Below are 25,575 nucleotides of genomic sequence, written 5' to 3'. Positions count from 1 at the left end.
CGCCTCCACTTTTTTGGGGGGAGCCTACTGGCTTCCCGTCAGCCGACCTTGCAGGGGCAGCGCCATGATCAAAACGCCTTACTACCTGATCGACAAACAGAAGCTGCTAGGCAATCTGGAGAAGATCGCCTACGTACGCGAGCACTCCGGGGCCAAGGCGCTGCTGGCGCTCAAATGCTTCGCCACCTGGTCGGTGTTCGACCTGATGCAGCAATATATGGACGGCACGACCTCATCGTCCCTCTATGAGTTGAAGCTCGGCCGGCAGAAGTTCGCCGGCGAAACCCACGCCTACAGCGTGGCCTGGGCCGATGATGAAATCGAAGAGATGGTCGCCAACTGCGACAAGATCATCTTCAACTCCATTGGCCAGCTTGAACGCTTCGCCGATGCCACCGAGGGCACCATACGTGGCCTGCGCGTTAACCCGCAGGTGAGCAGCTCCGATTACCTGCTGGCCGACCCGGCGCGCCCGTTCAGCCGCCTGGGCGAGTGGGATCCGGAAAAGATCGCCGCGGTGATGGATAAGATCAGCGGCTTTATGTTCCACAACAACTGCGAGAACGGCAGCTTCGAGCTGTTCGACCAGATGCTGACGACCATTGAAGAGCGCTTCGGCCATCTGCTGGAGCAGGTCGAGTGGGTCAGCCTCGGCGGCGGGATTCACTTCACCGGTGACGACTACCCGCTGGATCAGTTCTGCGTGCGGCTCAAGGCCTTCTCTGAGCGTTTCGGGGTGCAGGTGTATCTGGAACCGGGCGAAGCGGCGATCACCCTGAGCTCCTCATTGGAAGTCACGGTGCTCGACACCCTTTACAACGGCAAGCACCTGGCCGTGGTCGACAGCTCGATCGAAGCACACATGCTCGACCTGCTGATCTACCGCCTTAACGCCAAGATGGAACCGTGCAGCGGTGAGTACACCTACATGGTGTGCGGTAAGTCCTGCCTGGCCGGTGACATCTTTGGTGAATATCAGTTCGACAAACCTCTGGCCATCGGCGATCGCCTGTCGTTTATCGACGCCGCTGGTTACACCATGGTCAAGAAGAACTGGTTCAACGGCCTGAAAATGCCTTCCATCGCGGTCAAGCAACTCGACGGCAGCGTCGAAGTGGTGCGCGAATTTGGCTTTGACGATTACCTGTCCAGCCTGAGCTGATCCCTAGTGTGGACGGCATTTTTCGTCCACCGCTCTGAAATCACAAAGGTGGGTGCTAAAGCGTCATCCACCCGACGTGTTGTAAACCCGCTCCAACTCTCTCAATAACGCAGTACCCAGGAGGTGAAACAATTGAAGAAGAATGTTCTGATCATTGGTGCAGGAGGTGTCGCCAAGGTGGTGGCCCACAAGTGCGCGCAGCACAACGACGAATTGGGTCGCATTGCTATCGCGTCGCGCAACATCTCCAAATGCCAGGCCATCATCGACAGCGTTAACGCCAAGGGCAGTCTGAAACAGCCAGCCGAGATCAAGGCCTTTGCCCTCAATGCGCTGGATATTGAAGCAACCAAAGCACTGATCCGCGAAACCGAATCGCAGATCGTCATCAACGTGGGTTCGGCCTTCCTCAATATGTCGGTGCTGCGCGCCTGCATCGAGACCGGCGCCGCCTACCTCGACACCGCTATCCACGAAGAACCGGGCAAGATTTGCGAAACGCCGCCTTGGTACGGTAACTACGAGTGGAAGCACCTGGCCGAATGCCAGGAAAAAGGCGTGACTGCCATCCTCGGCGTTGGTTTCGACCCGGGCGTGGTCAATGCCTACGCTGCACTGGCGCAGCAACAGTACTTCGATAGCATCGAGTCGATCGACATCCTCGACGTCAACGCCGGTTCCCACGGCAAGTACTTCGCCACCAATTTTGATCCGGAAATCAATTTCCGCGAATTCACCGGCCAAGTCTGGAGCTGGCAGAACAGCCAGTGGACCAGCAACAGCATGTTTGAAGTCAAACGCACCGACGACCTGCCGGTAGTCGGCGAACAGAATTTGTACCTGACCGGGCATGACGAAGTGCATTCCCTGTCCAAACACCTGAACGTGCCCAACGTGCGTTTCTGGATGAGCTTCGGTGAGCACTACATCAATGTGTTTACCGTGCTGAAAAACCTCGGCCTGCTCTCCGAACAACCGGTAAAAACCGCCGAAGGCCTCGAAGTTGTGCCGCTGAAACTGGTCAAGGCCGTTCTGCCCGATCCGTCCTCGCTGGCGCCGGGTTATAGCGGTAAGACCTGCATTGGTGACTTGGTCAAAGGCACTAAAGATGGCAAGCCAACTGAGCTGTTTATCTACAACGTCGCCGACCACAAAGATGCGTATGTGGAGACCGACAGCCAGGGTATTTCCTATACCGCAGGCGTACCGCCAGTAGCCGCGGCGCTGTTGGTGGCGCGTGGCGATTGGGATGTGGCGCGCATGGCCAACGTTGAAGAGTTGCCGGCTGAACCGTTCCTCAAGCTGCTGGACGTGATGGGTCTGCCGACTCGCATCAAAGATCAGCACGGTGATCGTCCGTGGGATCAGGCGCTTTGATCGGCTGTTGCTAGCCGTACTCTAGACCGTAGGATGGGTTGAGCGACGCGATACCCATCAGCGGTAAAGGCGCTGTCCCAACAAAACGCCCGCCTCTCGGCGGGCGTTTTGCTTTCTTGCCTTTGGAGAGGCTGGGCGGCATCCCGTTTTAGCCGCGACGTGGCATCCATGTGCGCCGCGCTTCCCGCCCGTGGCATTTCACGCGACAATCAGCCCTTATCGACACGCGCCCCAACGTCGGGTGCGTGCTACGGCGACTCCGTGAGGACACCAGCATGAGCAGCAACGACCGCGTCATTATTTTCGATACCACCCTGCGTGACGGCGAGCAGAGCCCCGGCGCATCCATGACCGGTGAAGAAAAGCTGCGCATCGCCAAGGCCCTGGAGCGTCTGCGGGTTGATGTGATCGAAGCCGGCTTCGCCATCGCCAGCCCCGGTGACTTTGCGGCGGTCAAGGCGATTGCCGACAGCATCAAGGACAGCACCGTATGCAGCCTGTCGCGTGCTCTGGATGCGGACATCGATCGCGCGGCGGAAGCGCTCAAAGGCGCCAACTCCGGGCGCATTCACACCTTTATCGCCACCAGCCCGATCCACATGCAACACAAGCTGCGCATGCAGCCGGATCAGGTCGTCGAGCAGGCCGTGCATGCGATCAAACGCGCGCGCAATCTGTGCAGCGATGTCGAGTTTTCTTGTGAGGATGCCGGACGTTCGGAAATCGATTTTCTCTGCCGTATTATCGAAGCGGCCATCGACGCGGGCGCGCGTACTATCAATATCCCTGATACGGTCGGCTACGCGATTCCGCATCAGTACGCCGAGACCATTCGCCAGTTGCTCAACCGTGTGCCCAACGCCGATAAGGCGGTGTTCTCCGTGCATTGCCACAATGACCTGGGCCTGGCTGTGGCCAACTCTCTGGCGGCTGTGGTGGCGGGTGCCCGTCAGGTTGAGTGCACCATCAACGGTCTCGGTGAGCGCGCCGGTAATGCCGCGCTGGAAGAGATCGTTATGGCGATCAAGACCCGTGAAGATCTGCTCGGCGTGCACACGCGCATCGATACCCCACACATCCTCAGCACTTCGCGCATGGTCTCGGGCATCACCGGTTTCCCGGTGCAGCCGAACAAAGCCATTGTCGGCGCCAATGCCTTTGCCCACGAGTCCGGTATTCACCAGGACGGCGTGCTCAAGCACCGCGAAACCTACGAAATCATGTCTGCCCAGTCAGTGGGCTGGCACACCAATAAGTTGTCGCTAGGCAAGTTGTCCGGGCGCAACGCCTTCCGTTCGCGTCTGGACGAGCTGGGGATCGTGCTGGCCGGTGAGGCTGAGCTGAATGCAGCCTTTGCTCGCTTCAAGGATTTGGCTGACAAAAAACACGAGATTTTCGATGAAGACCTGCAGGCCCTGGTGTCCGATACGTTGGCCGAAGAGGCACCGGAGCACTTCAAGCTGATTACCCTGGACGTGGCGAGCAAAACGGGCGAAGTACCGCAGGCGCAGGTTGTGGTCAGCGTGGAAGGTGCCGAGCACAGTGGCAATGCCCAGGGGTCGGGGCCGGTGGATGCCACCTTCAAGGCCATCGAATCGATTGCCCGCTCCGAGGCCAATCTGCAGTTGTATTCGGTCAACGCCATCACCCAGGGGACCGACTCGCAAGGTGAAGTGACGGTTCGCCTGGAAAAGGGCGGGCGCATCGTTAACGGCAATGGCGCCGACACCGATATCCTGGTGGCCTCAGCCAAGGCCTATGTCAATGCCTTGAACCTGATGCAGGCCGGGCAGAAGGCGCATCCACAGGCGGCTGACGTTTGATTGCAGAACTGCGCCGTCGTGCCTACCTGAGCGCCATGCAGGTGGCCAGTTGGCTGCCGCGTGTGGAGTTGCCGTTTGCTGCGCCCTCGCGCCCGGAGTTGCTGCAGCCGCTGGTTGAGGCCGAGCCTGAGCAGGAGGTAGCCGCTGTCGTGCCACAGGCGGTGGCTGAAGCTGCGCCGGCCTATGAGCCGCCGCGTGCCGAAACCGCCGTTGTCGAGGCAGTTACCCGCCCCAAGATCGAAGTGCCGCGTCCGGCGCCTCAGGGGCGTATGGCCAAGGTAGAACCGGCTACAGTCGACGCCGAAACGCAGATCACGTCCCAGCCAACGCCCGTCGCACCACCGCGTTTTGCCCTGCAATTGCTGCGTGCTGGCGCCTGTGCAGTACTGGTCGAATTGCCCACCGGTGAGCCACTACAAGGGCGCGACCCGGCGTATCTGCTGCTCAAGGATCTGCTGCGCGCCGCCGGTCTGCCGGACAGTCCGCAACTGATTGGCGAGCCGGTGCGCTGGCCGCTGCTGGTGCGCGGGCAGATCGACCAGGGTCCGCAAGCGGCGCTGGAATATGTGCAGAGTTTTGTCGGCGCGCGGCTGGAAGAGCAGGAACCGTGCAGTTGCCTATGGCTGGTGGGGCTGCCGGCGATTCGTTTTGCCGGGGAAGCCACTGTCGACGCCTACAACCGCGAGCTGCAGGTAGATGGGCTGGGCGCTGCCTGGGCGCTGCCGGGCCTGGAACTGCTGATGGATGAGCCAGAACGCAAGCGTGAGCTGTGGCAAGCCATGCGCCGTGTGCGTCAGCGCTGGTTGGCTGCCAATTGAAGACTTCTTTCCCGGCCGCTTGGCTGGGTTTCTACCGTTTGCCGAGTCAACCTGAATGAGTGATGCAATCAGCTTCCGCCCGATGACGGCGGCGGATATCGATGCGGTGCTGAAAATCGAATATGCCGCCTTCAGCCACCCTTGGACGCGCGGCATCTTTACCGACAGCCTGACCGCTTACAACTGCTGGGTGATGTTTGAAGGCCAACAGCAGGTCGGTCACGGCGTGATCCAGATCATCATGGACGAGGCGCACCTGCTCAATATCACCGTCAAGGCGGAAAGCCAGGGGCGTGGTCTGGGTTTGAAACTGCTCGAACACCTGATGCAGGAGGCCAAGAAGCAGGGGGCCAATGACTGTTTTCTGGAGGTGCGCGCGAGTAATCAGGTGGCCTACCGCCTGTATGAGCGCTATGGCTTTAACGAGGTTGGCCGGCGTCGCGATTACTACCCAGCCGTCGGCGGCCGTGAGGATGCCTTGGTGATGGTCTGCCCGCTGTTTGACTAGTTCCCTGTTCGGCCGTGCACTGACACGATTGGCTACCGCCAGCGGCGCTATTCGCCGCTGACCTGGCGCTGGGCTTGTCGCATACTCCCGGCAGCCGCGTTTATCGCCCATTGCCCTAAGGATCTGTCATGCGCCTGTCTGCTTCGTTGCTTGCAGTGTTCTGCTTATTCGCCACCGCTCAGGCCACCAGTGCCGAGCGCAGTTTTACCATCCTGCACACCAACGATTGGCAATCACGCCTACTCGGTTTTGGCCCGAACAACGAATATTCCCCCGCCACCACCGGCGATGACGATACCGTCGGCGGCGTCGCTCGCCTGGCCACCTTACTGGAGCAGCGCCGTGCCGCTGCCGGTGAGCAGCCAGTGCTGCTGCTTGATGGGGGCGACTTCAGCATGGGCACGCTGTTTCACACCGTGACCCGCGAAACCGGTGGCGAGCTGCGCCTGATGACCGAGCTGGGCTATGACGCAGCGACCCTGGGCAACCACGAATTCGATTTTCGTCCGGCCGGGTTGGCCGCGATGATCAGCTCGGCGCACAAGATCAAGGGCGATGCGCTGATGCCGCTGCTGTCGAGTAACCTCGGCTTTGACCCCGCGCGCAAGGAAGACGACAGCCTGCAGGTCCATTACGAGGCCGGGCGCATTACGCCGTACAAGCTGATCGACAAGGGCGGCATTCGTTTTGGCTTGTTCGGCCTGCTCGGTAACAACGCCGTGGCAGTCAGCCCGATGATCAAACCGGCGGTGTTTGCCGATCCGGTCGCGACTGCCCAAGCCATGGTCGCCAAGCTGCGCGAGGAGGGTGCCGAGGTGGTGATTCTGCTTTCGCACATGGGGGTGGTGCAGCAGGAAGACGGCAGCTGGCGCGGTGAAGAGGTCGAGCTGGTCGAGCAGGTGCCGGGCATCGATATCGTCGTTGGCGGTCACTCGCACACGGCTCTGGCGCAGCCTGTGCTGGTCAATGGGCGCACGCCTGTGATGCAGGCCGGCTCCGAGATTCAGCACCTGGGTGAATTGCGTATGCGTTTGCCGGCGGACGGCAAACCGCAGGTGGTCGATTACCAGCTGCACCCGATCAATGACCAGATTGCCGGCAGCGCTGCGGTGACTGCCAAGGTCGAGGACTTCAAGCAGGTGGTCAGTGCGCAGATGCTCGCGCCCAAGGGGTACACCTTCGACCAGCCGCTGGCCAAGGTCGACAAAACCCTGACCCGCGCGCATGACGATCCGATTCTCGGCAATCTGGTTACTGACGCGCTGCGTCAGGCGACGGGCAGTGATGTGTCTTTTACTGGTAACGGCACCATTCGCGACAACCTGATCATGGGCCGGTATGGCGTGCAGGCGGTGTCTGACCTGTTTCGCATCGCTCCGCTGGGTGTTGGCGAGCTGGATGATGCGCCGGGTTATCCGCTGATCAAGGTGTATGTCAGTGGCCAGGAGCTGAAGAACCTGCTCGAAGTACTGCTGCTGGCCTATCAGGTGCGCGAAAGCAAAAGCTATTACCCGCGCGTGTCCGGCCTGCGCTTCAGCTACAACCCCTGGCGCGTGCCGTTTGATCGGGTTAGCCGGATTGAACTGGGCGACCCGATCAAGGGTTACACGGCGCTGGACCTGGCCGATCAGCGGCTCTACAGCATCGGTGCCACCAGCTATGTCGGCAGCTTTACCTGGCTGGTCAGCGACCTGACCAAGGGCCTGCTCAGCGTGCAGCCCAAGGATGCCGAGGGGCGGCCACTGGCGGCGATCAAGGATGCAATCATTGATGCTGATCCGCAGCAGCCAGGCGTGCAGGAATATAAAGAATGGCAGGGGCTGCTGGACCATATTCGCAGCCTGCCGGATCTGGATGGCGATGGTCTGGCTGATATCCCGACCCAGGGCGCGGCCGCCGAGCAACGCATGCTGCGTGTGCCCAGTCTGCAGCCAGCCGAGTTGTACCGTTATGCCGGGCCGCTGCAATGGGGCGTAAGCCTGGTGCTGTTGGTAGGTGTGTTGCTGATTCTCTGGTTGTTGCGTCGCCGTCGCGCCTGATCAAGCCCGTTGCCGTCTGTTCAAGGTGACGGCAGCCACTCGCGCTTGTCAAAAGCCGGTGGCGCTCCTATGGTGCGCATCGACGAATCCGGGAGTGACGCATGAGCGATTTACAGCACCTCTTCGACAACAACGCGCGCTGGGCCGAAGCGATCAAGGAAGAAGATCCCGAGTTCTTCGCCAAGCTGGCCCAGCAGCAGGTGCCCGAGTACCTGTGGATAGGCTGCTCCGATGCGCGGGTGCCGGCTAACGAGATTGTCGGCCTGCTGCCTGGCGATCTGTTCGTGCACCGCAACGTCGCCAACGTGGTGCTACACACCGACCTCAACTGCCTGTCGGTGATCCAGTACGCGGTCGATGTGCTCAAGGTCAAACATATCCTGGTTACCGGGCACTACGGTTGTGGCGGCGTGCGCGCATCGATGCAGGACACCCAGTTTGGCCTGATCGACGGTTGGCTGCGCAGCATTCGCGACCTCTACTACGAGCACCGCGAACACCTGGCGCAGTTGCCCAGCGAAGAGGAGCAGGTCGATCGCCTCTGTGAGCTCAACGTGATCCAGCAGGTGGCCAACGTCAGCCACACCACCATCGTGCAGAATGCCTGGCATCGTGGGCAGCCGCTGGCGGTGCATGGCTGCATCTACGGCATCAAGGACGGCCGCTGGAAGAACCTCAACGTCACTGTCAGCGGCATGGAGCAGCTGCCGCCGCAATACCGCCTGCGCCCGCTCGGTCAGCGCTGAGGTATGTCGTCTTCCGTGCGTATCGCGCTGGCCGGTCTGTTGCTGGCGACGCTATGTTGGTCCGGCAATGCCCTGGTGGCGCGAGCGTTTGCCGGTGAGATTCCACCGTTTGCTTTGTCATTCTGGCGCTGGAGCCTGGCGCTGGTGCTGCTGTTGCCCTTCGTGGCCAAGCCGCTGTGGCAACACCGCGCTGCACTGCGTGCGGCCAGCTGGCGCTTGCTGGTGCTCGCCGGTGTCGGCATCGCCGGGTACAACAGCCTGCTCTACGCCGCCGCGCAAACCACTGCTGCGATCAATATCACCCTGGTCAACACCTGCCTGCCACTGATGACCTTTATCGGCGCGGGCCTGCTGCTTGGCGAGTGGCCGCATCGGCGCGCGTGGTGGGGCATGGCCGTGGCCGCAAGCGGGTTGCTGGTGCTGATCAGCAAAGGCAGCTGGGCCAGCCTTAGTGATCTGGCCTTCAATAAAGGCGATCTGATCATACTGCTGGCGGTGGCTGACTGGGCGCTCTATTCATTGCTGCTGCGGCGTTGGGCTAGCTACCTGCTGCCGATCCCACCGCTGGCCCTGCTTGGCGTATTGATGCTGCTGGGCGTGCCGCTGATTCTGCCGTTCTATCTCTACGAGCTGGCACAGGGCGCACACTTCAGCGTGACACCACACAACCTGGCTGCCATCGGCTACACCGCCATCTTCGCTTCACTGCTTGCTTACCTCGCCTGGAACCACGCTATCCGCATTCTCGGTGCGACCAAGGCCGCACTCTCCAACTATTTGATGCCAGTGTTTACTGCACTACTGGGCTGGCTGCTGCTAGGGGAGGGGCTGCAAAGCTACCACTGGACCGGTGCTGCGTTGATCTTCGCAGGTCTGTTGCTGGGCACACAGGTGCTCGTAAAAAATCGCTGAGTGATCACGTAGAGGTTCTCAGGCAAGCAAATACGCGCGGTTGCTAGAGGTGTGGTGGCTGCGGGGCAAAGACAGACACTGGACGTTTTAATTGTCGGGATGCCCGAGCGCCAAGACACGAGCCGCTAGACGTAAGTCGCTTCTAAACAAGATGAACATCAAGCAAGGACGGGGAGAGTAGTTGGAATGTAGTCTGTTTGTAGTCTGCCCCTGAAAACAAAAAAGGGCTTACCTTTCGGTAAACCCTTGTTTTGTTTGGTGGCTACGCAGGGACTTGAACCCCGGACCCCAGCATTATGAATGCTATGCTCTAACCAGCTGAGCTACGTAGCCGAGTGGCGCGCATTATTCGCGTCTTGGGGTTGGGTGTCAACCCTGTTCTGCGAAAATTTCTGCGCGCGATCAATCGCTTACACGTTAAAACGGAAATGCATGACGTCGCCGTCTTTCACGATGTAATCCTTGCCTTCCAAGCGCCATTTGCCGGCTTCTTTGGTGCCAGCTTCGCCCTTGTACTGGATGAAGTCGTTGTAGGCGATGACTTCGGCGCGGATAAAGCCTTTTTCGAAGTCGGTGTGGATCACGCCTGCGGCCTGCGGAGCGGTGGCGCCGACGCGGACGGTCCAGGCGCGGACTTCTTCGACACCGGCGGTGAAGTAGGTCTGCAGGTTGAGCAGTTCGTAGCCCGCGCGGATTACTCGGTTCAGGCCGGGTTCTTCGAGGCCCAGGGCTTCGAGGAACATGTCTTTTTCTTCGCCATCATCCAGCTCGGCGATTTCCGCTTCGATCTTGTTGCATACCGGCACGACGGGAGCGCCTTCGGCGTCGGCAATGGCCTGGACGATGTCGAGCAGTGGGTTGTTCTCAAAGCCGTCTTCGGCGACGTTGGCGATGTACATCACCGGCTTGCTGGTGAGCAGGTGGAAGCCACGTACCAGTTGCTTCTCGTCGTCACCCAGGGTCTTCATCAGGGTGCGCGCTGGCTTACCTTCGCTGAAGTGGGGGATGAGCTTTTCCAGCAGGGCTTTCTGTGCCACAGCTTCTTTGTCGCCGCCCTTGGCATTGCGCGTGGTCTTCTGCAGTTGCTTTTCGCAGCTGTCGAGGTCGGCGAAGATCAGTTCGAGGTCGATGATTTCGATATCGCGCTTGGGGTCTACGCTGTTAGCAACGTGAATCACGTTGTCGTCTTCAAAGCAGCGTACTACGTGGGCGATAGCGTCGGTCTCACGGATGTTGGCGAGGAATTTGTTGCCCAGACCTTCACCCTTTGATGCGCCCTCTACCAGGCCGGCGATATCGACGAATTCCATGGTGGTGGGCAGGATGCGTTTGGGATTGACGATGGCTGCCAGCTCCGCGAGGCGTGGGTCAGGCATCGGCACGATGCCGCTGTTCGGCTCGATGGTGCAGAACGGAAAGTTCTCGGCCGCAATACCGGATTTGGTGAGGGCGTTAAACAGGGTGGACTTGCCGACGTTGGGCAGGCCGACGATGCCGCAGTTGAATCCCATGGTGTTGTCCCTCGCGCGAATGGCGGTAAAGAGTTAGGAGGTGGCTTTCTGGCTGTGCAGCTTGTGCATGGCTTTGCTCCAGTTGCCTGCGAGTATTTCCGGCAGGGTGCCCAGGGCAAAGTCGATGCTGGTGTCCAGCAGTTCCTGTTCGCTGCGTGGCGCGCGGCCGAGGACGAAGTTGGAAACCATGCTGCTGTGCCCGGGATGGCCGATGCCAAGCCGCAGGCGGTAAAAATTATTCTGATTACCGAGCTGGGCGATGATGTCGCGCAGCCCGTTATGTCCGCCGTGCCCGCCACCCAGTTTGAGTTTGGCGACGCCGGGGGGCATATCGAGTTCGTCGTGGGCCACCAGAATGGCTTCCGGCGGGATGCGGAAGAAATTCGCCAATGCCGCTACGGCCTGGCCGCTGCGATTCATAAAGGTGGTGGGGATCAGCAGGCGAACATCGCGGCCCTGATGGCTGAATTTGCCAACCAGGCCAAAATACTTTTTGTCGAGGCTCAGGTTGATGCGCTGGCTGTCAGCCAGGCGCTCAACGAAAAGGGCCCCTGCATTATGCCGAGTCTGGTCGTATTCAGGGCCGGGGTTACCCAGGCCAACGATCAGTTGTACGGCAGTCATGTCAGGAGCCCTTTTGTGGAAATAGCTCGGCAGAATCGCATACCGAGCTGGTTTCCGACACTGCGAGGATTACTCGGCAGCGCCTTCGTCTTTAGCAACGCGGGAGGCGTGGATGTTAGCCACTGCCAGGTCGTTACCGTGAGCCAGTGCAACCAGCTCAACGCCTTTCGGCAGTTTCAGGTCGGCCAGGTGAACGATCTGACCCACTTCAACGGCAGCCATGTCGACTTCGATGAATTCAGGCAGGTCTTTCGGCAGGCAGGAAACTTCTACTTCAGCCAGGACGTGGGAGACTTCGCCGCCTTGCTGCTTAACGCCAACCGAAGTTTCTTGGTTGATGAAGTGCAGGGGAACGATAGCGGTCAGTTTCTGGCCAGCGACTACGCGAACGAAGTCAGCGTGCAGCACATAGCCTTTGGCTGGATGGCGCTGCAGAGCTTTGATGATCACGCTTTCGTTGCTGCCGGCTACGTTCAGGCTCAGCACGTGGCTGTAGGCTGCTTCGTTTTCCAGCAGTTTGGCCAGTTCTTTGGCCAGCAGGCTGATCGATTGTGGAGCTTTTTCGCCACCGTAAATTACGGCAGGAACCATGGCAACGTTACGACGCAGGCGGCGGCTCGCACCTTTCCCCAGGTCGGAACGCACTTCGGCATTCAGGGCAAATTCAGTCATTTCACTTCTCCAAAATAACCAAACCGTCCGTTACGCTTGCGACCAGCGACGGGACGGTTGGTTGAAAAGCCTTGCCGTCAGGGCAGGGCGTTTGCGCTCAGGGCGTATACCGAATTAACGGAACATCGCGCTGATCGATTCTTCATTGCTTATGCGGCGAACCGCTTCAGCGACTACCGGGGCGATGTCCAGCTGGCGAATACGCGAGCAGGATTGCGCAGCGGCAGACAGCGGGATGGTGTTAGTCACCACCAGCTCGTCGAGTACGGATTTCTCAATATTTTCGATTGCGCGGCCAGACAGTACAGCGTGTGTGGCGTAAGCGAAGACTTTCGAGGCGCCGTGTTCTTTCAGCGCTTTGGCGGCGTGGCACAGCGTGCCAGCGGTATCCACCATGTCGTCGACCAGAATGCAGGTACGGCCTTCAACGTCACCGATGATGTGCATCACTTCGGAGTGGTTGGCTTTTTCGCGGCGCTTGTCGATGATTGCCAGGTCTACACCCAGGGACTTGGCTACAGCGCGTGCACGCACTACGCCGCCGATGTCTGGGGAGACAATCATCAGGTTTTCAAAGCGCTGGTCTTCGATGTCGTCCACCAGTACTGGGGAGCCGTAGATGTTATCTACTGGGATATCGAAGAAACCCTGGATCTGGTCCGCGTGCAGGTCGACGGTCAAAACCCGGTCGATCCCTACAACGGTGAGCATGTCAGCCACAACTTTGGCGCTGATTGCCACGCGAGCGGAACGCGGGCGGCGATCCTGGCGGGCATAGCCGAAGTAGGGGATAACTGCAGTAATTCGGGTCGCTGATGAGCGGCGGAAGGCGTCGGCCATCACTACCAGTTCCATCAGGTTATCGTTGGTTGGCGCGCACGTCGGTTGAATCAGGAAGACGTCTTTACCGCGGACGTTTTCGTTGATTTCAATCATGATCTCGCCGTCGGAAAACTTACCGACAGAAGCATCACCGAGGGGAATGTGCAGCTGACGTACGATACGTCGCGCCAGATCGGGGTTAGCGTTCCCCGTAAAAACCATCATCTTGGACACGCGCAGTACCTGCCGGCTGGGGGTATACCTGGATGAGTACAGAAATGGCAGGGGCGGCTGGATTCGAACCAACGCATGCCAGGATCAAAACCTGGTGCCTTACCGCTTGGCGACGCCCCTGTATCCTGTGTAACCGAATGCTTTGAGTTGTGTATCCGCTCCAGGGCGGAAATGGCAGGGGCGGCTGGATTCGAACCAACGCATGCCAGGATCAAAACCTGGTGCCTTACCGCTTGGCGACGCCCCTATTACCGTACAACTCTGTGCTCTTAATTACTAAGAGCGAACATTCACTTCCTGACCAATGTTTCGAGCTTGCGGTGCAACATCGAAATGTTACGGCCTTGGGCAATGAAACTTGGCAATGTGGCTGGAAGTTGGCGGGCGACTTTATCAGCATCGTCCTGGTTTGGGAAGCTCCCAAACACACAAGCTCCAGTGCCGGTTAATCTAGTTGGAACAAATTTGTTCAACAAGATCAGAGCGTTACGAACTTCTGAATAACGCTTCGTGACAACCGGCTGGCAGTCATTACGACCACCCCCCTCAAGAAGGCTGCGAACTTTAATGGGCGGCGTATCCCGTGTCAACTCAGGGTCGGAGAAAATTTCCGCTGTGCTGACAAGTACTTGCGGAATGGCGACAAGAAACCAGGGTTCGCTCAGGGTTACCGGTTGCAGCTTTTCACCGACGCCTTCGGCAAATGCCGCGTGACCGCGCACGAATACCGGTACGTCTGCGCCCAGGCTGAGGCCCAGGGAAGCCAGTTGATCTTCGCTATAGTTCAGCTGCCACAGATGGTTGAGGCCGAGTAGGGTAGTCGCAGCATCCGAACTGCCGCCGCCAATGCCGCCGCCCATGGGCAGGCGCTTGTCCAGCCAGATGTCGGCACCCAGGGTGCAGTTTGCGTGCTGTTGCAGTAGGCGCGCGGCACGAACGATCAGGTTGCTGTCGTGGGGTACGCCGTCGATGGGCGTATGCAGGTGAATTTCACCGTCGGGGCGCAGGGCAAAGCCCAGCTCGTCACCGAAGTCGAGAAACTGAAACAGGGTTTGCAGCTCGTGATAGCCGTCGGCGCGGCGGCCGAGGATATGCAGCATCAGGTTTAGCTTGGCCGGTGCCGGCAGAATCAGTTCGGCAGCGGCGGGTATTGCCGGTGTGGTCATTGGCCGAGCTGGCGCGGTTGCCAGTCCTTGATTAGCAGGGTGACTTGCAGGTCAAAGCCGCTGAGCTTGATGCGCTCCGGCAGCCAGAAACCATTCTGCTCGGCATAGCTGAGGTACTCGACATGCCAGCCGTCTTGGCTCAATTGCGCCAGGTGGCTTTGGCTGTCGAGGTTCAGGCGGCTTTTGCTGTCTGGCGAAGGCAGGCCGCGAATCCACCAGAACAGGTGTGAAACGGGCAGGTTCAGGCCCAGTTGGTCGCGCAGCAGTTGTTCGGGTGACTCAGCCTGGTAGCGGCCCTGGTTGGCCACTTCCAGCTGAATGGCGCCTGGGCGCCCGGTCAGGCGTGCGGCACCGCGACCCAGTGGGCCGGACAGGCGGATATCGTAATAGTCTTGGCGTTGTAGCCAGAAAAGAGTGCCGCTACCGGAGTCTTTTGGTGCGCGGATACCGACTTTGCCATTGATCTGCCAGGCATCCAGGCCGCTGATCTGTTGCTTGTGCGCTTGCCAGCTTTGCGCGTTGCCCTGACCTTCAAGGGCTTCGCGGGAGGTCAGGCCGGCGCAGCCTGCCAGTAATGTAATCAGGCTGAAAACTATCAGGTGGCGCGCAAGCATCAAAGCGTCTCTGCTCCGGTCAGGCGCAGCAGAGTGCTGCGCAGGATTGGGCTGTCGGGTTGTTGTTTCAGGGCTTCACGCCAGAGTTTGCGCGCTTCTTTCTGTTTCCCTTGTGCCCACAGCACTTCACCCAGGTGGGCGGCGACTTCGTGGTCGGGAAATTCCTGCAGTGCTCTGCGCAGTAGGCGTTCAGCTTCATCCAAATTGCCCAGGCGGTAATTCACCCAGCCGAGGCTGTCGAGTACTGCAGGGTCTTCAGGGTTGAGTTGGTGCGCTTGCTCGATCAACTGTTTGGCTTCGGCGTAGCGCGTGGTGCGGTCGGCCAGGGTGTAGCCCAGTGCATTGAGTGCCATGGCGTTGCCTGGTTCGCGCTCGAGTATAAAGCGCAGGTCACGCTCCAGCAGGGCGAGATCATCGCGCTTTTCCGCGAGCATGGCGCGGGTATAGAGCAGGTTGAGGTCTTCGGGGAACTGTTCCAATGCTTGTTGGATCAGCTGCCAGGCGCGTTCGGTGTCCTGCTGCTTGGACCAGGCTTCGGCTTCGATCAGGTACAGCTGGATGGCGTAGTCAGGCTGGCTTTCGCGAGCTTGACGTAGACGCTCGGCGGCTTCTTCAGCGCGCTGTGCCTTGAACAGCAGTTCGCTCTGCCGGGCTTGGGCCGGCAGGTAGTCGTTGCCGGGGCCGACCAGGGCGTACTCGATCAATGCGCTGGCGGTATCATCGAGTTCTTCATAGGCGCGGGCCAGGTTGTAATGCGCGGCTTCACTGTGGCTGCCGCGTTCGACCAGTTCTTCGAGGTAGACGATGGCCTCTTTCCAGGCTTTGGCTTCCAGGCAGACCAGTGCCAGCGAAAAGCGCAGGTCATCATCATCGGGGTTCTGTTGCAGCAGTGAGGCAAACTCGCCCTTGGCTTCATCCAGGCGGTCTTCAGCCACCAGCAGGCGTGCGTAGGTCAGGCGCAGGCGTTTGTCGTCCGGGTATTGCTCGATGCCTTTTTCCAGCAGCGGCAGGGCTTCATCGTTGCGCTCAAGGCTTTGCAGCAGGCGGGCATGCAACAGGATTGAGGCGATGGGGCGGTCTTTGCTGGGTTGCTGCTCCAGTAGCTCCAGGGCCTCCTGCGGCTGGCCATTCTGTTGCAGCAGCAGGGCTTTGCCAAATTGCAGCTGGCTGTTGTCCGGATACTTTGCCTGCAGGCGGTTGAAGCTTTGCAGCAGGCCGGCGCGGGTGTCCGGGTCAGTTTCAGCTGCGGACAGCGCCAGGAAGTCAAAATGCGTATCGCCCTGACGCTGCAGCACCTGCTCCATAAAAGTCATGGATTCGTCATAGCGGCCGGCACGTGCCAGTTGCACGGCGGCGGCGCGCTGCGCGTCGATATTCTCGGGTGCGGTCTTGGCCCACAGCAGGCTGGTTTCCAGCGCGGGCTGCTCGGCCCCCAGGTACTCGGCTATGCGAAAGCCACGCTCGGCGACACCCGCATCCTGAGTGGCATTGGCCTGCTCTACATAGTTTTCCAGGGCAATGTCGAAGCGGTTGCGCTGTCCTGCCAGTTCCGCGACCAGCAGCGACAGCAGGGTTTCCTGGCTGAAGTTGCGGTAAACCTGCGGCTGCGTTTCTGCGGCAACAACAGCGGGCTCTTCCACCGGTGGCGTACCATCCGGGGCAGAGGGAGCAAAGGTCTGGCAGCCACTTAAAAAGGCAGCGGCAGTCAGCAACGCGAAGGATCTATTCATAGGAAGAGTATGTGGCCAACCTGCGGTTTGGGCATCATGACACAAGCGCTGGGGCAAGCCCATGGGCTGCAATGATGCGGATTAAGAGATAAACCTGGCTATTGGGACAATCGGCCGCAGTGGTTGTTCTCGCTTTGCCGAAGTAGGACAATTGCCGGCTCCCACTCCCTGTCAGCGACGTGCATGGCCTTTATTGCCCTCGGTATCAACCACAAAACCGCCTCGGTGGACGTCCGCGAACGCGTGGCTTTCACTCCTGAGCAGTTGGTTGAGGCGTTGCAGCAGCTCTGTCAGCGCACCAGCAGCCGGGAGGCGGCGATTCTTTCGACCTGCAATCGCAGTGAGCTGTATCTCGAGCAGGATGAGCTGAGCGCTGACGAAGTGCTGGCCTGGTTGGCCAACTACCATCGCTTGAGCCTCGAAGAACTGCGTGCCTGCGCCTATATCCATGCCGATGATGAAGCCGTGCGTCATATGATGCGCGTGGCCTCGGGGCTGGACTCCATGGTGCTTGGCGAGCCGCAGATTCTCGGCCAGATGAAGTCGGCATTTGCTGTGGCCCGGGAAGCCGGCACCCTCGGCCCGCTGCTCGGGCGCTTGTTTCAGGCCACCTTCAGCACCGCCAAGACCGTGCGTACGGATACCGCGATTGGCGAAAACCCGGTATCCGTGGCTTTTGCCGCCGTCAGCCTGGCCAAGCAGATTTTCGCTGACCTGCACCGCAGCCAGGCGCTGCTGATCGGCGCCGGTGAAACCATCAGCCTGGTCGCCCGCCATCTACACGATCAAGGCATCAAGCGCATCGTCGTCGCCAATCGCACCCTGGAACGCGCCAGCAGCCTGGCCGAACAATTTGGCGCGCATGCCGTGCTGCTTTCGGAAATCCCTGATGAGCTGGTCAACAGCGATATCGTGATCAGCTCCACTGCCAGCCAGCTGCCGATTCTCGGCAAGGGCGCGGTCGAGCGGGCGCTGAAGCAGCGCAAGCACAAGCCGATCTTTATGGTCGACATCGCCGTACCGCGTGATATCGAGCCGGAAGTCGGCGAGTTGGACGACGTTTACCTCTACACCGTCGATGACCTGCACGAAGTGATCGCGGAGAACCTCAAGAGCCGCCAGGGCGCGGCCCAGGCCGCCGAAGAGCTGGTCAGCGTTGGCGCCCGCGACTTTATGCAGCGTCTGCGCGAGCTGGCGGCAGTGGATGTGCTTAAGGCCTACCGTCAGCAGGCTGAGCGTTTGCGTGATGAGGAGCTGAACAAGGCCCTGCGTCTGCTCAACAATGGCAGTTCGGCCGAGGATGTACTGGCGCTGCTGGCCCGCGGTCTGACTAACAAGCTGCTGCATGCGCCCAGTGTGCAGCTGAAAAAATTCTCTGCTGACGGCCGCGTCGATGCGCTGGGCGTGGCCCAAGAACTGTTTGCCCTCGACGAGGGCGCGCCGCCTGCATCTACCCATAGCAGTTCGGCTAATAAATAAAGGTCTGCAATGAAAGCGTCACTGATCAATAAACTCGACCTGTTGCAGGATCGTTTCGAAGAGCTGACCGCGTTGCTCGGCGATGCCGAAGTGATTAGCAACCAGCCGCAGTTTCGCGCCTATTCCAAGGAATACGCCGAACTTGAGCCGGTGTACCAGGCATTCAGTGCGTTCCGTAAAGTCCAGTCCGACCTCGAAGGCGCCCAGGCACTGTTGAAAGACAGCGACCCGGACATGCGCGAGATGGCCGAAGAGGAAGTCGCCGAGGCCAAGGAGCAACTGATCGAGCTGGAAGCTACGCTGCAGCGCATGCTGCTGCCGAAAGACCCGAATGACGGCCGTAACGTGTTCCTCGAAGTGCGCGCCGGTACCGGTGGCGACGAGGCGGCGATCTTCTCCGGCGACCTGTTCCGTATGTACTCGCGTTATGCCGAGAAGCAGGGCTGGCGTGTGGAAGTGCTGTCGGCCAGCGAAGGTGAGCATGGCGGTTATAAGGAAGTGATAGCCCGGGTCGAGGGCGACAACGTTTACGGAAAACTCAAATTCGAGTCCGGTGCGCACCGCGTGCAGCGCGTGCCGGAAACAGAATCCCAAGGCCGTATCCACACCTCGGCCTGTACCGTCGCCGTGCTCCCCGAGCCGGATGAGCAGATGGCCATCGACATCAACCCAGCCGATCTACGTGTGGACACCTACCGCTCCTCCGGTGCCGGTGGTCAGCACGTCAACACCACCGACTCGGCGATTCGTATCACCCATATTCCCACTGGGACGGTAGTCGAGTGCCAGGAAGAGCGTTCGCAACACAAGAACCGCGCCAAGGCCATGGCCTGGCTCGCGGCGAAACTGAAAGACCAGCAGGAAGCCGCCGCGCACAAGGAAATTTCCGATTCGCGCAAGTTGCTGGTGGGCTCCGGTGACCGTTCCGAGCGCATTCGCACCTACAACTTTCCTCAGGGTCGAGTCACCGATCACCGTATCAACCTGACCCTGTATTCGCTGAACGAAGTGATTGCCGGCGGCGTCGAAGCGATTATCGAGCCGCTGCTGGTCGAATATCAGGCCGATCAGTTGGCTGCGCTGGGCGATTAATGCGCATCCGGCCTACGGGTAATGCCCTAGTAGGAGCGAGCTTGCTCGCGATGTTTTTCGCTCGTTGATCGCCAGCAAGCTGGCTCCTACAAAACGCGACCTCATGGCAACTATCGAATCCCTGCTCAACCACGTCGAACTACCCGACTCGCCCACCCCACGGCTGGACGCCGAGCTATTGCTCGCCCACGCCCTAGGCAAGTCGCGCAGCTATCTGCATACCTGGCCGGAGCGCGAACTTGAGACCGAGCAGCTTGAGTGTTATCAGGCCGCAATCGTTCGGCGTCAGGCCGGCGAGCCGGTGGCCTATATCCTCGGCCAGCAGGGCTTCTGGAGCCTGGAGCTGGAGGTTGCCTCGCATACCCTGATCCCACGGCCGGATACCGAACTGCTGGTGGAGACCGTTCTGGCGCTGCTGCCAGCCACGCCTGCCGCGCTGCTCGATCTAGGCACCGGCACTGGCGCTATTGCTCTGGCCCTGGCCAGCGAGCGCCCAGCCTGGCGACTAACCGGTGTGGATCGTGTGGTGGAGGCGGTGGCCCTGGCTGAGCGCAACCGCCTGCGACTCAATCTGAACAATGCCAGCTTTATTGAAAGCCACTGGTTTAGCGCCCTTGCTGGCCAGCGTTATCAGCTGATTGTCAGCAACCCGCCGTATATCGCCGCCGATGATCGCCACCTGGCCGAAGGCGATGTGCGCTTCGAGCCGAGCAGCGCCTTGGTGGCGGGCGCGGATGGGCTGGACGATATTCGTCTGATCATCCAGCAGGCACCGGACTATCTTCAAGCCCGTGGCTGGTTGCTGCTGGAGCATGGCTTCGATCAGGCGGCGGCAGTGCGCGAGCTGCTCAGCGCGCGCGGGTTTAGCGCGGTGGAAAGCCGGCGTGACCTGGGCGGCCATGAGCGCATCAGTCTGGGACGTTTCGAAAATGAGTGACGCCATGAGTGCGCAGGACATGCTGAATGACGAGGAGCTGCTGCGCTACAGCCGGCAGATCCTCCTGCAACAGTTCGATATCGCCGGGCAGCTGCGCCTGAAAAACAGCCGTGCGCTGATTATCGGTCTCGGCGGCCTGGGTTCGCCGGTGGCGCTGTACCTGGCCGCCGCTGGGGTCGGTGAGTTGCATCTGGCGGACTTTGATACGGTCGACCTGACCAACCTGCAGCGGCAGATCGCCCACGACACAGCGAGCATCGGCCAAAGCAAGGTCGACTCGGCGAGCAAGCGCCTGCTGGCGATCAATCCACAGCTGCGCCTGCAAGCCCATCGGCAGGGCCTGGACAGAGATTCCCTTGCCGCAGCGGTGGCGGCAGTCGATCTGGTGCTGGATTGCTCGGACAACTTCAGCACCCGCGAAGCGGTCAACGCCGCGTGTGTGACGGCCAAGGTGCCGCTGGTCAGTGGTGCGGCGATTCGCCTGGAAGGCCAGCTCTCGGTGTTCGATCCACGGCGCGATGACAGTCCCTGCTACCACTGCATCTACGGTCACGGCAGCGAGGCCGAGTTGACCTGCAGTGAAGCCGGCGTGGTCGGCCCATTGGTGGGCCTGGTCGGTAGTTTGCAGGCGCTGGAAGCCTTGAAGCTGCTGGCACAATTTGGCGAGCCGCTGGTAGGGCGCCTGCTGTTGATCGATGCGCTCGGCAGCCGTTTCCGTGAGCTGCGGGTCAAACGCGATCCGGGTTGCAGCGTGTGTGGAGTGGCCAGCGGTGAGTAACGCGCCGATTGGTGTGTTCGACTCCGGCGTCGGCGGCTTGTCGGTGCTGCGCGAGATTCGCGCGTTGCTGCCGAATGAGTCGCTGCTCTATGTGGCCGACAGCGGCCATGTACCCTACGGCGAGAAGAGCCCGGAATTTATTCGCGAGCGCTGCCGGGTATTGGCTGAGTTTCTTTTGGCCCGGGGCGCCAAGGCGCTGGTGCTGGCCTGTAACACCGCCACGGTGGCGGGAGTGGCCGAGTTGCGTGAGCTGTATCCGCAGCTGCCGTTGGTGGGTATGGAGCCGGCGGTCAAGCCTGCGGCCGCCGCCACGCAGAGTGGTGTAGTCGGCGTACTGGCCACCACCGGCACGCTGAAAAGCGCCAAATTCGCCGCCTTGCTCGACCGTTTTGCCAGCGATGTGCGGGTAATTACTCAGCCTTGTCCCGGGCTGGTCGAGCGCATCGAGGCAGGGGAGCTGGACAGCGCCGCTACCCGCGAATTGCTCCAGGGCTTTGTCGCACCGCTATTGGCCGAGGGCTGCGACACGCTGATTCTCGGTTGTACCCATTACCCCTTTATCAAACCGCTGCTGCGCAGCCTGGTGCCGGACTCGATCAGCCTGATCGACACGGGCGCGGCGGTGGCGCGGCAAGTCCAGCGCCTGCTGACCAGCCATGGTCTGCTCGCCAGCGGTCCGGCGCAGCCTGCGCAGTTCTGGTCGAGTGGTGATCCAGCGGCCATGCAGCGTGTGTTGCCGCTGCTGTGGGGCGATGCGGCGCTGGTCAGCGACCTGCCGGGCACGGTTTAGCCATAAGTCGGCTTTCTCTGTAGCTAAAGATTTCTATACTCTCAAGCAGCGTCAGCAAGCTTCTACTTGGGTGGATAAGGATTATTACCATGAGAAAAGTCATGACTCTGGCTGCGTTGGCAGCCTTGGCTTGGGGGCAAGTCAGTGCAGTGCAGGCGATGGATCTAAGTGTGGCGGTCGGCCAGACGGGCGACTCGACCATGACTTACCGCCTGGGCACCCAGTTCGATTTCAACCAGAGCTGGTTTGTCAGTGATGTCGGTCGCTTGACTGGCTATTGGGATGCTGCGTACACCTACTGGGACGGTGACGAAACCTCTAGCAACCACAGCCTCTCGCTCAGCCCGGTGTTCGTCTACGAGTTTGCTGGCGAGCGCGTCAAACCCTATATCGAAGCCGGTATCGGCATTGCCGCGTTCAGCAGCACCGAGCTGGAAGACAACGACCTGGGCTCGTCTTTCCAGTTTGAAGACCGCATCGGTTTCGGCGTACGTTTCGCCGGGCAGGAAGTCGGCGTGCGCGCCCTCCATTACTCCAACGCCGGGCTTAAACAACCTAACGACGGCGTTGAGAGCTATAGCCTGCATTACCGCATGAGTTTCTAGCGGTTTGAGCTGTTAAAAAGCCGGATTGTTATCCGGCTTTTTTCTGGCCTGCCGTCCAGGGCGGCCAACCCTTCGGGGCCATCGCTGTGCGACGTTAAAAACGTTCCTGACGATATTTTGTGCCTGCAGTAAACCGCGCACTCAGCGGTAGATGCTGTTCATGCCCTTGCGCTCGTCCAGGCATTCGGGGGAGGCGGTTTCGAATTCGCGGCAGATCAGTGGGCGCACTTCGTAAATGGTGCAGCGCATGCTGTCGCGGTCCAGCGCGGCGCACCAGCCGTCGTCCAGGCGCAGCATGACTTCGCCGCCCCAGTCATCGGTATCGATATAGCGGGGCGGCACGCCGGTGTCGGTGATCAGCATGACTTCCAGCTGACAGCAGCAGGCCGCGCAGTTGCTGCAGCTGACTGCGGGTTCGTTCGCGAGTTGGGTATGGGGGATGTGTTGACTCATGCCGCGCAGTGTACGCCATCAGCATTACGCCGGCGCTTAAGGCCGACGTAGGGCGTTGTCCATCGGCGTTATGTGGCGCTTGCCGGCTACGCCGACTGGCGTGTGCGCAAGCGTTGCTCGTACTGGCTGCGATAAAGCTTGGCGAAGCCATGCAGCACGGGCATCACCACGGCCCAGATGGCGCCGATCAGCAGCAGGCTTTGCCAGGTGCCGTAGGGCAGGCCGACGCCGGCGATCTGCGCGCCGCCGTAATAGGACAGCGGTGCGCCAATCGCGCCGAGCAGGCTGCCGCGCCACCAGGGTTGCGCGGTCCAGGCCAGGCAGTGGTTGAGCGTGGTGGCCATCAGCAGCCACAGGCTGGCCAGCCACAGCGGGATCAATGTGCGGGGCTCGCCGAAATCGAACACGCCGAGGTTGAGCAGGAAGCTGTCCAGCGCGCTGCCAGCGAGAAACACCGTGATCAGCAGCTTGCCTTCTGCCGCCCAGCTGCTGGTCCAAAGCAGGTGCACCGCCAGCATCGCTGCCACACTCAGCAGCCACAGGCTGTCGCCGCCGAAGACGCAGGCAAACCAGCCAAGCTGAAATAGCAGGGTGTTGACGATCAATTTAGGCATTGAAGTTTCCCAGTAGCGGAGCTGGACGTGCCGCCGGCTTGGCCAGCAACAGCTGCGCGGTGCCGATGGTGCGCTCGATAAAGCCGCCCTCGCAGTAGCACAGGTAGAACTCCCAGAGGCGGAAGAAGTAGTCGTCATAACCCTGCTGCTCCAGCTTGTGCCGTGCCTGGCGCAGGTTGTCGTGCCAGATGCGCAGGGTGCGCGCATAGTGCAGGCCGAAATCTTCCATGTGGTGCAGGTTCATGTCGGTTTTGGCGCTGATGATTTCCAGCATTTTATTCACCGACGGCAAGGCACCACCGGGGAAGATGTAGCGTTGAATGAAGTCCACCGCGTTTTTCGCCTGTTCATAGCGCTGGTCACGGATGGTGATGGCCTGCAGCAGCATCAGGCCGTCGGGCTTGAGCAGGTTGGCGCATTGCTGGAAGTAGGTGGGCAGGAAACGATGGCCAACGGCCTCGATCATCTCGATCGATACCAGCTTATCGAACTGCCCGCTCAGGTCGCGGTAGTCCTCCAGCAGCAGGGTGATCTGCCCTTGCAGGCCTTGCTCCTGAATGCGTCGTTCGGTGTAGGCGTACTGCTCACGCGATAAGGTGGTGGTGGTCACCTTACAGCCGTAATGGGTCGCGGCGTAGATCGCCATGCTGCCCCAGCCCGTGCCGATTTCCAGCAGGTGGTCGCTGGGCTTGAGGGCAAGCTTCTGGCAGATGCGCTCCAGCTTGTTAAGTTGCGCTTGCTCAAGGCTGTCATCGGCGCTGCGAAACATGGCCGCCGAATACATCATGGTCGGATCGAGGAACTGTTCAAACAGATCATTGCCGAGGTCGTAATGCGCCGAGATGTTCTTGCGCGAGCCCTTGCGGGTATTGCGATTAAGCCAGTGCAGGCCCTGGATCAGCGGACGACCCAGCTGAGCCAGGCCGCTTTCCATGGCGTCGAGGACGTCGAGATTGCTGACGAATACGCGGATCACCGCGGTCAGGTCCGGAGTGGTCCAGTAACCGTGGATATAGGCTTCACCCGAGCCGATCGAGCCATTGCCGGCCACCAACCCCCAGACCGCACCATCCTGCACCTGGATCTCGGCACTGAGGCTGGAATGGGCATCGCCGAACGCCATGCGTTCATCACCTTCAACGATCACCAGCTGGCCATGGCGCAGTTGTTTCAGCTGGCGCAGTACCGCACGGCGCAGCAAGCTGGCACCAATGCCGCTGCCGGCACGCACCACATGTTTGGCGGAGGTCAGGCTAGAGCTTTTCATGGAGGGCGTCCTTTGATGCGGGGCGGGCGACGCGGAAATCACCTTCAGCGGCCCGGTGGGTGAACAGGGGAATACGTTTGAGCAGCAGACGCAGGGCTTGCCAGTAAATGGCGGCCACGGTCTTGCCAGTCATCCAGGGAAAGTGCAGCAAATAACGGTGCAGGCTGGCGCGGTTGAGTTCAGTGCGTTGCAGGCTGAGGCTGGCGTCGAAGAGTTTTTCCTCGCCTTGCCAGTCGGCCATGTGAATGCCCAGACGCTCACCGGCCGGGCTGAAACTCATGCGGTATTCCAGCTCTCGCGGCAGAAAAGGCGAGACGTGAAACGCCTTGGCCACAGCAACATGCAGGTGCCCCTCACCCTCGGCCGGCAGCACGTAGTGATAACGCTCACGGAAAGGCGTATTGCTCACTTCGCAGACAATCGCTGCCAGGCGGCCATCTGCTTCATGGCAGTAGAAAAAACTCGCCGGGTTGAAACTCAACCCCCAACTGCGCGGCTGGGTTAGCAGGCAAATGCGGCCCAGGGGCGTGCGGCCCAGCGCTTCAGTGACGCGTTGGCGCACGGCATCGACCAGGCGGATACCAGCACCGGTGAACTGCGGCAAGTAGTCGGTTTCGCGAAAGGCAAAGGGCGCAAAGCGGCCACGCCCGGCCCAGGGCGACAGCGCAAGCACAGCCTCCTGCTCACTCAGATCGAGGTAGAGCAGGCCCATGCGATAGCGGAAGTTATGCAGCCGCGGGGCAAAGCGCCGGTGCTGCACCCAGCCGCTGTACAGGGCGCTGTTCAGTACCGTGGTGCTGTT

25 protein-coding genes and 3 tRNA genes are annotated in these 25,575 nt (G+C 60.4%); 14 read left to right on the top strand and 14 right to left on the bottom strand.

Translation table 11 applies throughout. From position 1 onward, the window contains the following. Positions 1-64 precede the first annotated feature (64 nt). The 8 genes from CUR33_RS11860 (at position 65) to CUR33_RS11825 (ending at position 9,385) form a co-directional block, all read left to right on the top strand. Positions 65-1,162: a carboxynorspermidine decarboxylase gene (locus CUR33_RS11860; RefSeq protein WP_167145686.1), complete on the top strand. Its 1,098-nt coding sequence runs from the start codon at positions 65-67 to the stop codon at positions 1,160-1,162. A 132-nt stretch (positions 1,163-1,294) separates the two neighbouring features. Beyond that, complete coding sequence (locus CUR33_RS11855; protein ID WP_289239754.1) at positions 1,295-2,539, top strand: saccharopine dehydrogenase family protein; 1,245 nt, start codon at positions 1,295-1,297, stop codon at positions 2,537-2,539. A 275-nt stretch (positions 2,540-2,814) separates the two neighbouring features. After that, entirely contained in the window at positions 2,815-4,362 is a 1,548-nt protein-coding gene (locus tag CUR33_RS11850) for a 2-isopropylmalate synthase (RefSeq protein WP_167145682.1), read from the top strand. Continuing rightward, positions 4,359-5,180 (top strand): energy transducer TonB, encoded by an 822-nt coding sequence (locus tag CUR33_RS11845; RefSeq protein WP_289239753.1) that lies wholly within the window; start codon positions 4,359-4,361, stop codon positions 5,178-5,180. Before CUR33_RS11850 ends, CUR33_RS11845 begins: the two co-directional genes overlap by 4 nt. A 55-nt stretch (positions 5,181-5,235) precedes the next feature. Further along, positions 5,236-5,688: a ribosomal protein S18-alanine N-acetyltransferase gene (rimI, locus tag CUR33_RS11840; RefSeq protein ID WP_289239752.1), complete on the top strand. Its 453-nt coding sequence runs from the start codon at positions 5,236-5,238 to the stop codon at positions 5,686-5,688. A gap of 128 nt (positions 5,689-5,816) precedes the next feature. Then, the gene (locus CUR33_RS11835) at positions 5,817-7,727 is read left to right on the top strand and encodes a bifunctional metallophosphatase/5'-nucleotidase (protein ID WP_289239751.1); all 1,911 of its coding nucleotides are present in this window, start codon (positions 5,817-5,819) and stop codon (positions 7,725-7,727) included. Between the two features lie 101 nt (positions 7,728-7,828). Next, positions 7,829-8,473, top strand: a complete 645-nt coding sequence (can, locus tag CUR33_RS11830; RefSeq protein WP_160088338.1) for a carbonate dehydratase — start codon at positions 7,829-7,831, stop codon at positions 8,471-8,473. Positions 8,474-8,476: 3 nt separating this feature from the next. Continuing rightward, positions 8,477-9,385 (top strand): DMT family transporter, encoded by a 909-nt coding sequence (locus CUR33_RS11825; protein ID WP_289239750.1) that lies wholly within the window; start codon positions 8,477-8,479, stop codon positions 9,383-9,385. Positions 9,386-9,641: 256 nt separating this feature from the next. Here the strand turns inward: CUR33_RS11825 and CUR33_RS11820 are convergent. The 10 genes from CUR33_RS11820 to CUR33_RS11775 form a co-directional block, all read right to left on the bottom strand. Then, positions 9,642-9,718: transfer RNA gene (locus tag CUR33_RS11820), tRNA-Met, on the bottom strand. A 77-nt stretch (positions 9,719-9,795) separates the two neighbouring features. After that, the gene (gene ychF / locus CUR33_RS11815) at positions 9,796-10,896 is read right to left on the bottom strand and encodes a redox-regulated ATPase YchF (protein ID WP_090251429.1); all 1,101 of its coding nucleotides are present in this window, start codon (positions 10,894-10,896) and stop codon (positions 9,796-9,798) included. Positions 10,897-10,929: 33 nt separating this feature from the next. Beyond that, entirely contained in the window at positions 10,930-11,520 is a 591-nt protein-coding gene (gene pth, locus CUR33_RS11810; protein ID WP_289239749.1) for an aminoacyl-tRNA hydrolase, read from the bottom strand. A gap of 69 nt (positions 11,521-11,589) precedes the next feature. Beyond that, on the bottom strand, positions 11,590-12,192 hold the full coding sequence (locus tag CUR33_RS11805) for a 50S ribosomal protein L25/general stress protein Ctc (protein WP_090251434.1): 603 nt from the start codon (positions 12,190-12,192) through the stop codon (positions 11,590-11,592). 114 nt (positions 12,193-12,306) lie between these two features. Further along, the gene (locus CUR33_RS11800; protein ID WP_090251437.1) at positions 12,307-13,248 is read right to left on the bottom strand and encodes a ribose-phosphate pyrophosphokinase; all 942 of its coding nucleotides are present in this window, start codon (positions 13,246-13,248) and stop codon (positions 12,307-12,309) included. Positions 13,249-13,293: 45 nt separating this feature from the next. After that, positions 13,294-13,368: transfer RNA gene (locus CUR33_RS11795), tRNA-Gln, on the bottom strand. Between the two features lie 52 nt (positions 13,369-13,420). Then, positions 13,421-13,495, bottom strand: a tRNA-Gln gene (locus tag CUR33_RS11790). Positions 13,496-13,538: 43 nt separating this feature from the next. Then, positions 13,539-14,414 (bottom strand): 4-(cytidine 5'-diphospho)-2-C-methyl-D-erythritol kinase, encoded by an 876-nt coding sequence (gene ispE, locus CUR33_RS11785; RefSeq protein ID WP_289239748.1) that lies wholly within the window; start codon positions 14,412-14,414, stop codon positions 13,539-13,541. Beyond that, entirely contained in the window at positions 14,411-15,028 is a 618-nt protein-coding gene (gene lolB, locus CUR33_RS11780) for a lipoprotein insertase outer membrane protein LolB (protein WP_289239747.1), read from the bottom strand. Before lolB ends, ispE begins: the two co-directional genes overlap by 4 nt. Next, on the bottom strand, positions 15,028-16,758 hold the full coding sequence (locus CUR33_RS11775; protein ID WP_289239746.1) for a tetratricopeptide repeat protein: 1,731 nt from the start codon (positions 16,756-16,758) through the stop codon (positions 15,028-15,030). The genes lolB and CUR33_RS11775 overlap by 1 nt, the downstream gene beginning before the upstream one ends. Before the next feature lie 183 nt (positions 16,759-16,941). On the opposite strand from CUR33_RS11775, the gene hemA reads away from it, so the two are divergent. The 6 genes from hemA (at position 16,942) to CUR33_RS11745 (ending at position 22,439) form a co-directional block, all read left to right on the top strand. Beyond that, positions 16,942-18,237: a glutamyl-tRNA reductase gene (gene hemA, locus CUR33_RS11770; RefSeq protein WP_090251448.1), complete on the top strand. Its 1,296-nt coding sequence runs from the start codon at positions 16,942-16,944 to the stop codon at positions 18,235-18,237. Between the two features lie 9 nt (positions 18,238-18,246). Continuing rightward, positions 18,247-19,329: a peptide chain release factor 1 gene (gene prfA / locus CUR33_RS11765; protein ID WP_167145670.1), complete on the top strand. Its 1,083-nt coding sequence runs from the start codon at positions 18,247-18,249 to the stop codon at positions 19,327-19,329. A gap of 103 nt (positions 19,330-19,432) precedes the next feature. Beyond that, positions 19,433-20,266, top strand: a complete 834-nt coding sequence (gene prmC / locus CUR33_RS11760) for a peptide chain release factor N(5)-glutamine methyltransferase (protein WP_289239745.1) — start codon at positions 19,433-19,435, stop codon at positions 20,264-20,266. Positions 20,267-20,285: 19 nt separating this feature from the next. Further along, positions 20,286-21,044: a molybdopterin-synthase adenylyltransferase MoeB gene (locus tag CUR33_RS11755; protein WP_289239773.1), complete on the top strand. Its 759-nt coding sequence runs from the start codon at positions 20,286-20,288 to the stop codon at positions 21,042-21,044. Beyond that, positions 21,037-21,834: a glutamate racemase gene (gene murI / locus CUR33_RS11750; RefSeq protein WP_289239744.1), complete on the top strand. Its 798-nt coding sequence runs from the start codon at positions 21,037-21,039 to the stop codon at positions 21,832-21,834. Before CUR33_RS11755 ends, murI begins: the two co-directional genes overlap by 8 nt. 89 nt (positions 21,835-21,923) lie before the next feature. After that, positions 21,924-22,439 (top strand): acyloxyacyl hydrolase, encoded by a 516-nt coding sequence (locus CUR33_RS11745; RefSeq protein ID WP_282876548.1) that lies wholly within the window; start codon positions 21,924-21,926, stop codon positions 22,437-22,439. A 141-nt stretch (positions 22,440-22,580) separates the two neighbouring features. Here the strand turns inward: CUR33_RS11745 and CUR33_RS11740 are convergent, their stop codons facing one another. The 4 genes from CUR33_RS11740 to CUR33_RS11725 form a co-directional block, all read right to left on the bottom strand. Beyond that, positions 22,581-22,892 (bottom strand): YkgJ family cysteine cluster protein, encoded by a 312-nt coding sequence (locus CUR33_RS11740; RefSeq protein WP_289239743.1) that lies wholly within the window; start codon positions 22,890-22,892, stop codon positions 22,581-22,583. Between the two features lie 86 nt (positions 22,893-22,978). Next, positions 22,979-23,506: a DUF2878 domain-containing protein gene (locus CUR33_RS11735; RefSeq protein WP_090251463.1), complete on the bottom strand. Its 528-nt coding sequence runs from the start codon at positions 23,504-23,506 to the stop codon at positions 22,979-22,981. Beyond that, positions 23,499-24,773 carry an SAM-dependent methyltransferase gene (locus CUR33_RS11730; protein ID WP_289239742.1) on the bottom strand — a complete coding sequence of 425 codons (1,275 nt, stop codon included), beginning with the start codon at positions 24,771-24,773 and terminating at the stop codon, positions 23,499-23,501. The genes CUR33_RS11735 and CUR33_RS11730 overlap by 8 nt, the downstream gene beginning before the upstream one ends. Continuing rightward, entirely contained in the window at positions 24,760-25,560 is an 801-nt protein-coding gene (locus CUR33_RS11725; protein ID WP_289239772.1) for a DUF1365 domain-containing protein, read from the bottom strand. Before CUR33_RS11725 ends, CUR33_RS11730 begins: the two co-directional genes overlap by 14 nt. Between the last annotated feature and the right edge of the window lie 15 nt (positions 25,561-25,575).

Source organism: Pseudomonas sp. FEMGT703P, assembly GCF_002786345.1.
GTDB classification, from domain to species: Bacteria; Pseudomonadota; Gammaproteobacteria; order Pseudomonadales; family Pseudomonadaceae; genus Aquipseudomonas; species Aquipseudomonas peli.
This window is presented reverse-complemented; position numbering and strand designations above follow the sequence as displayed.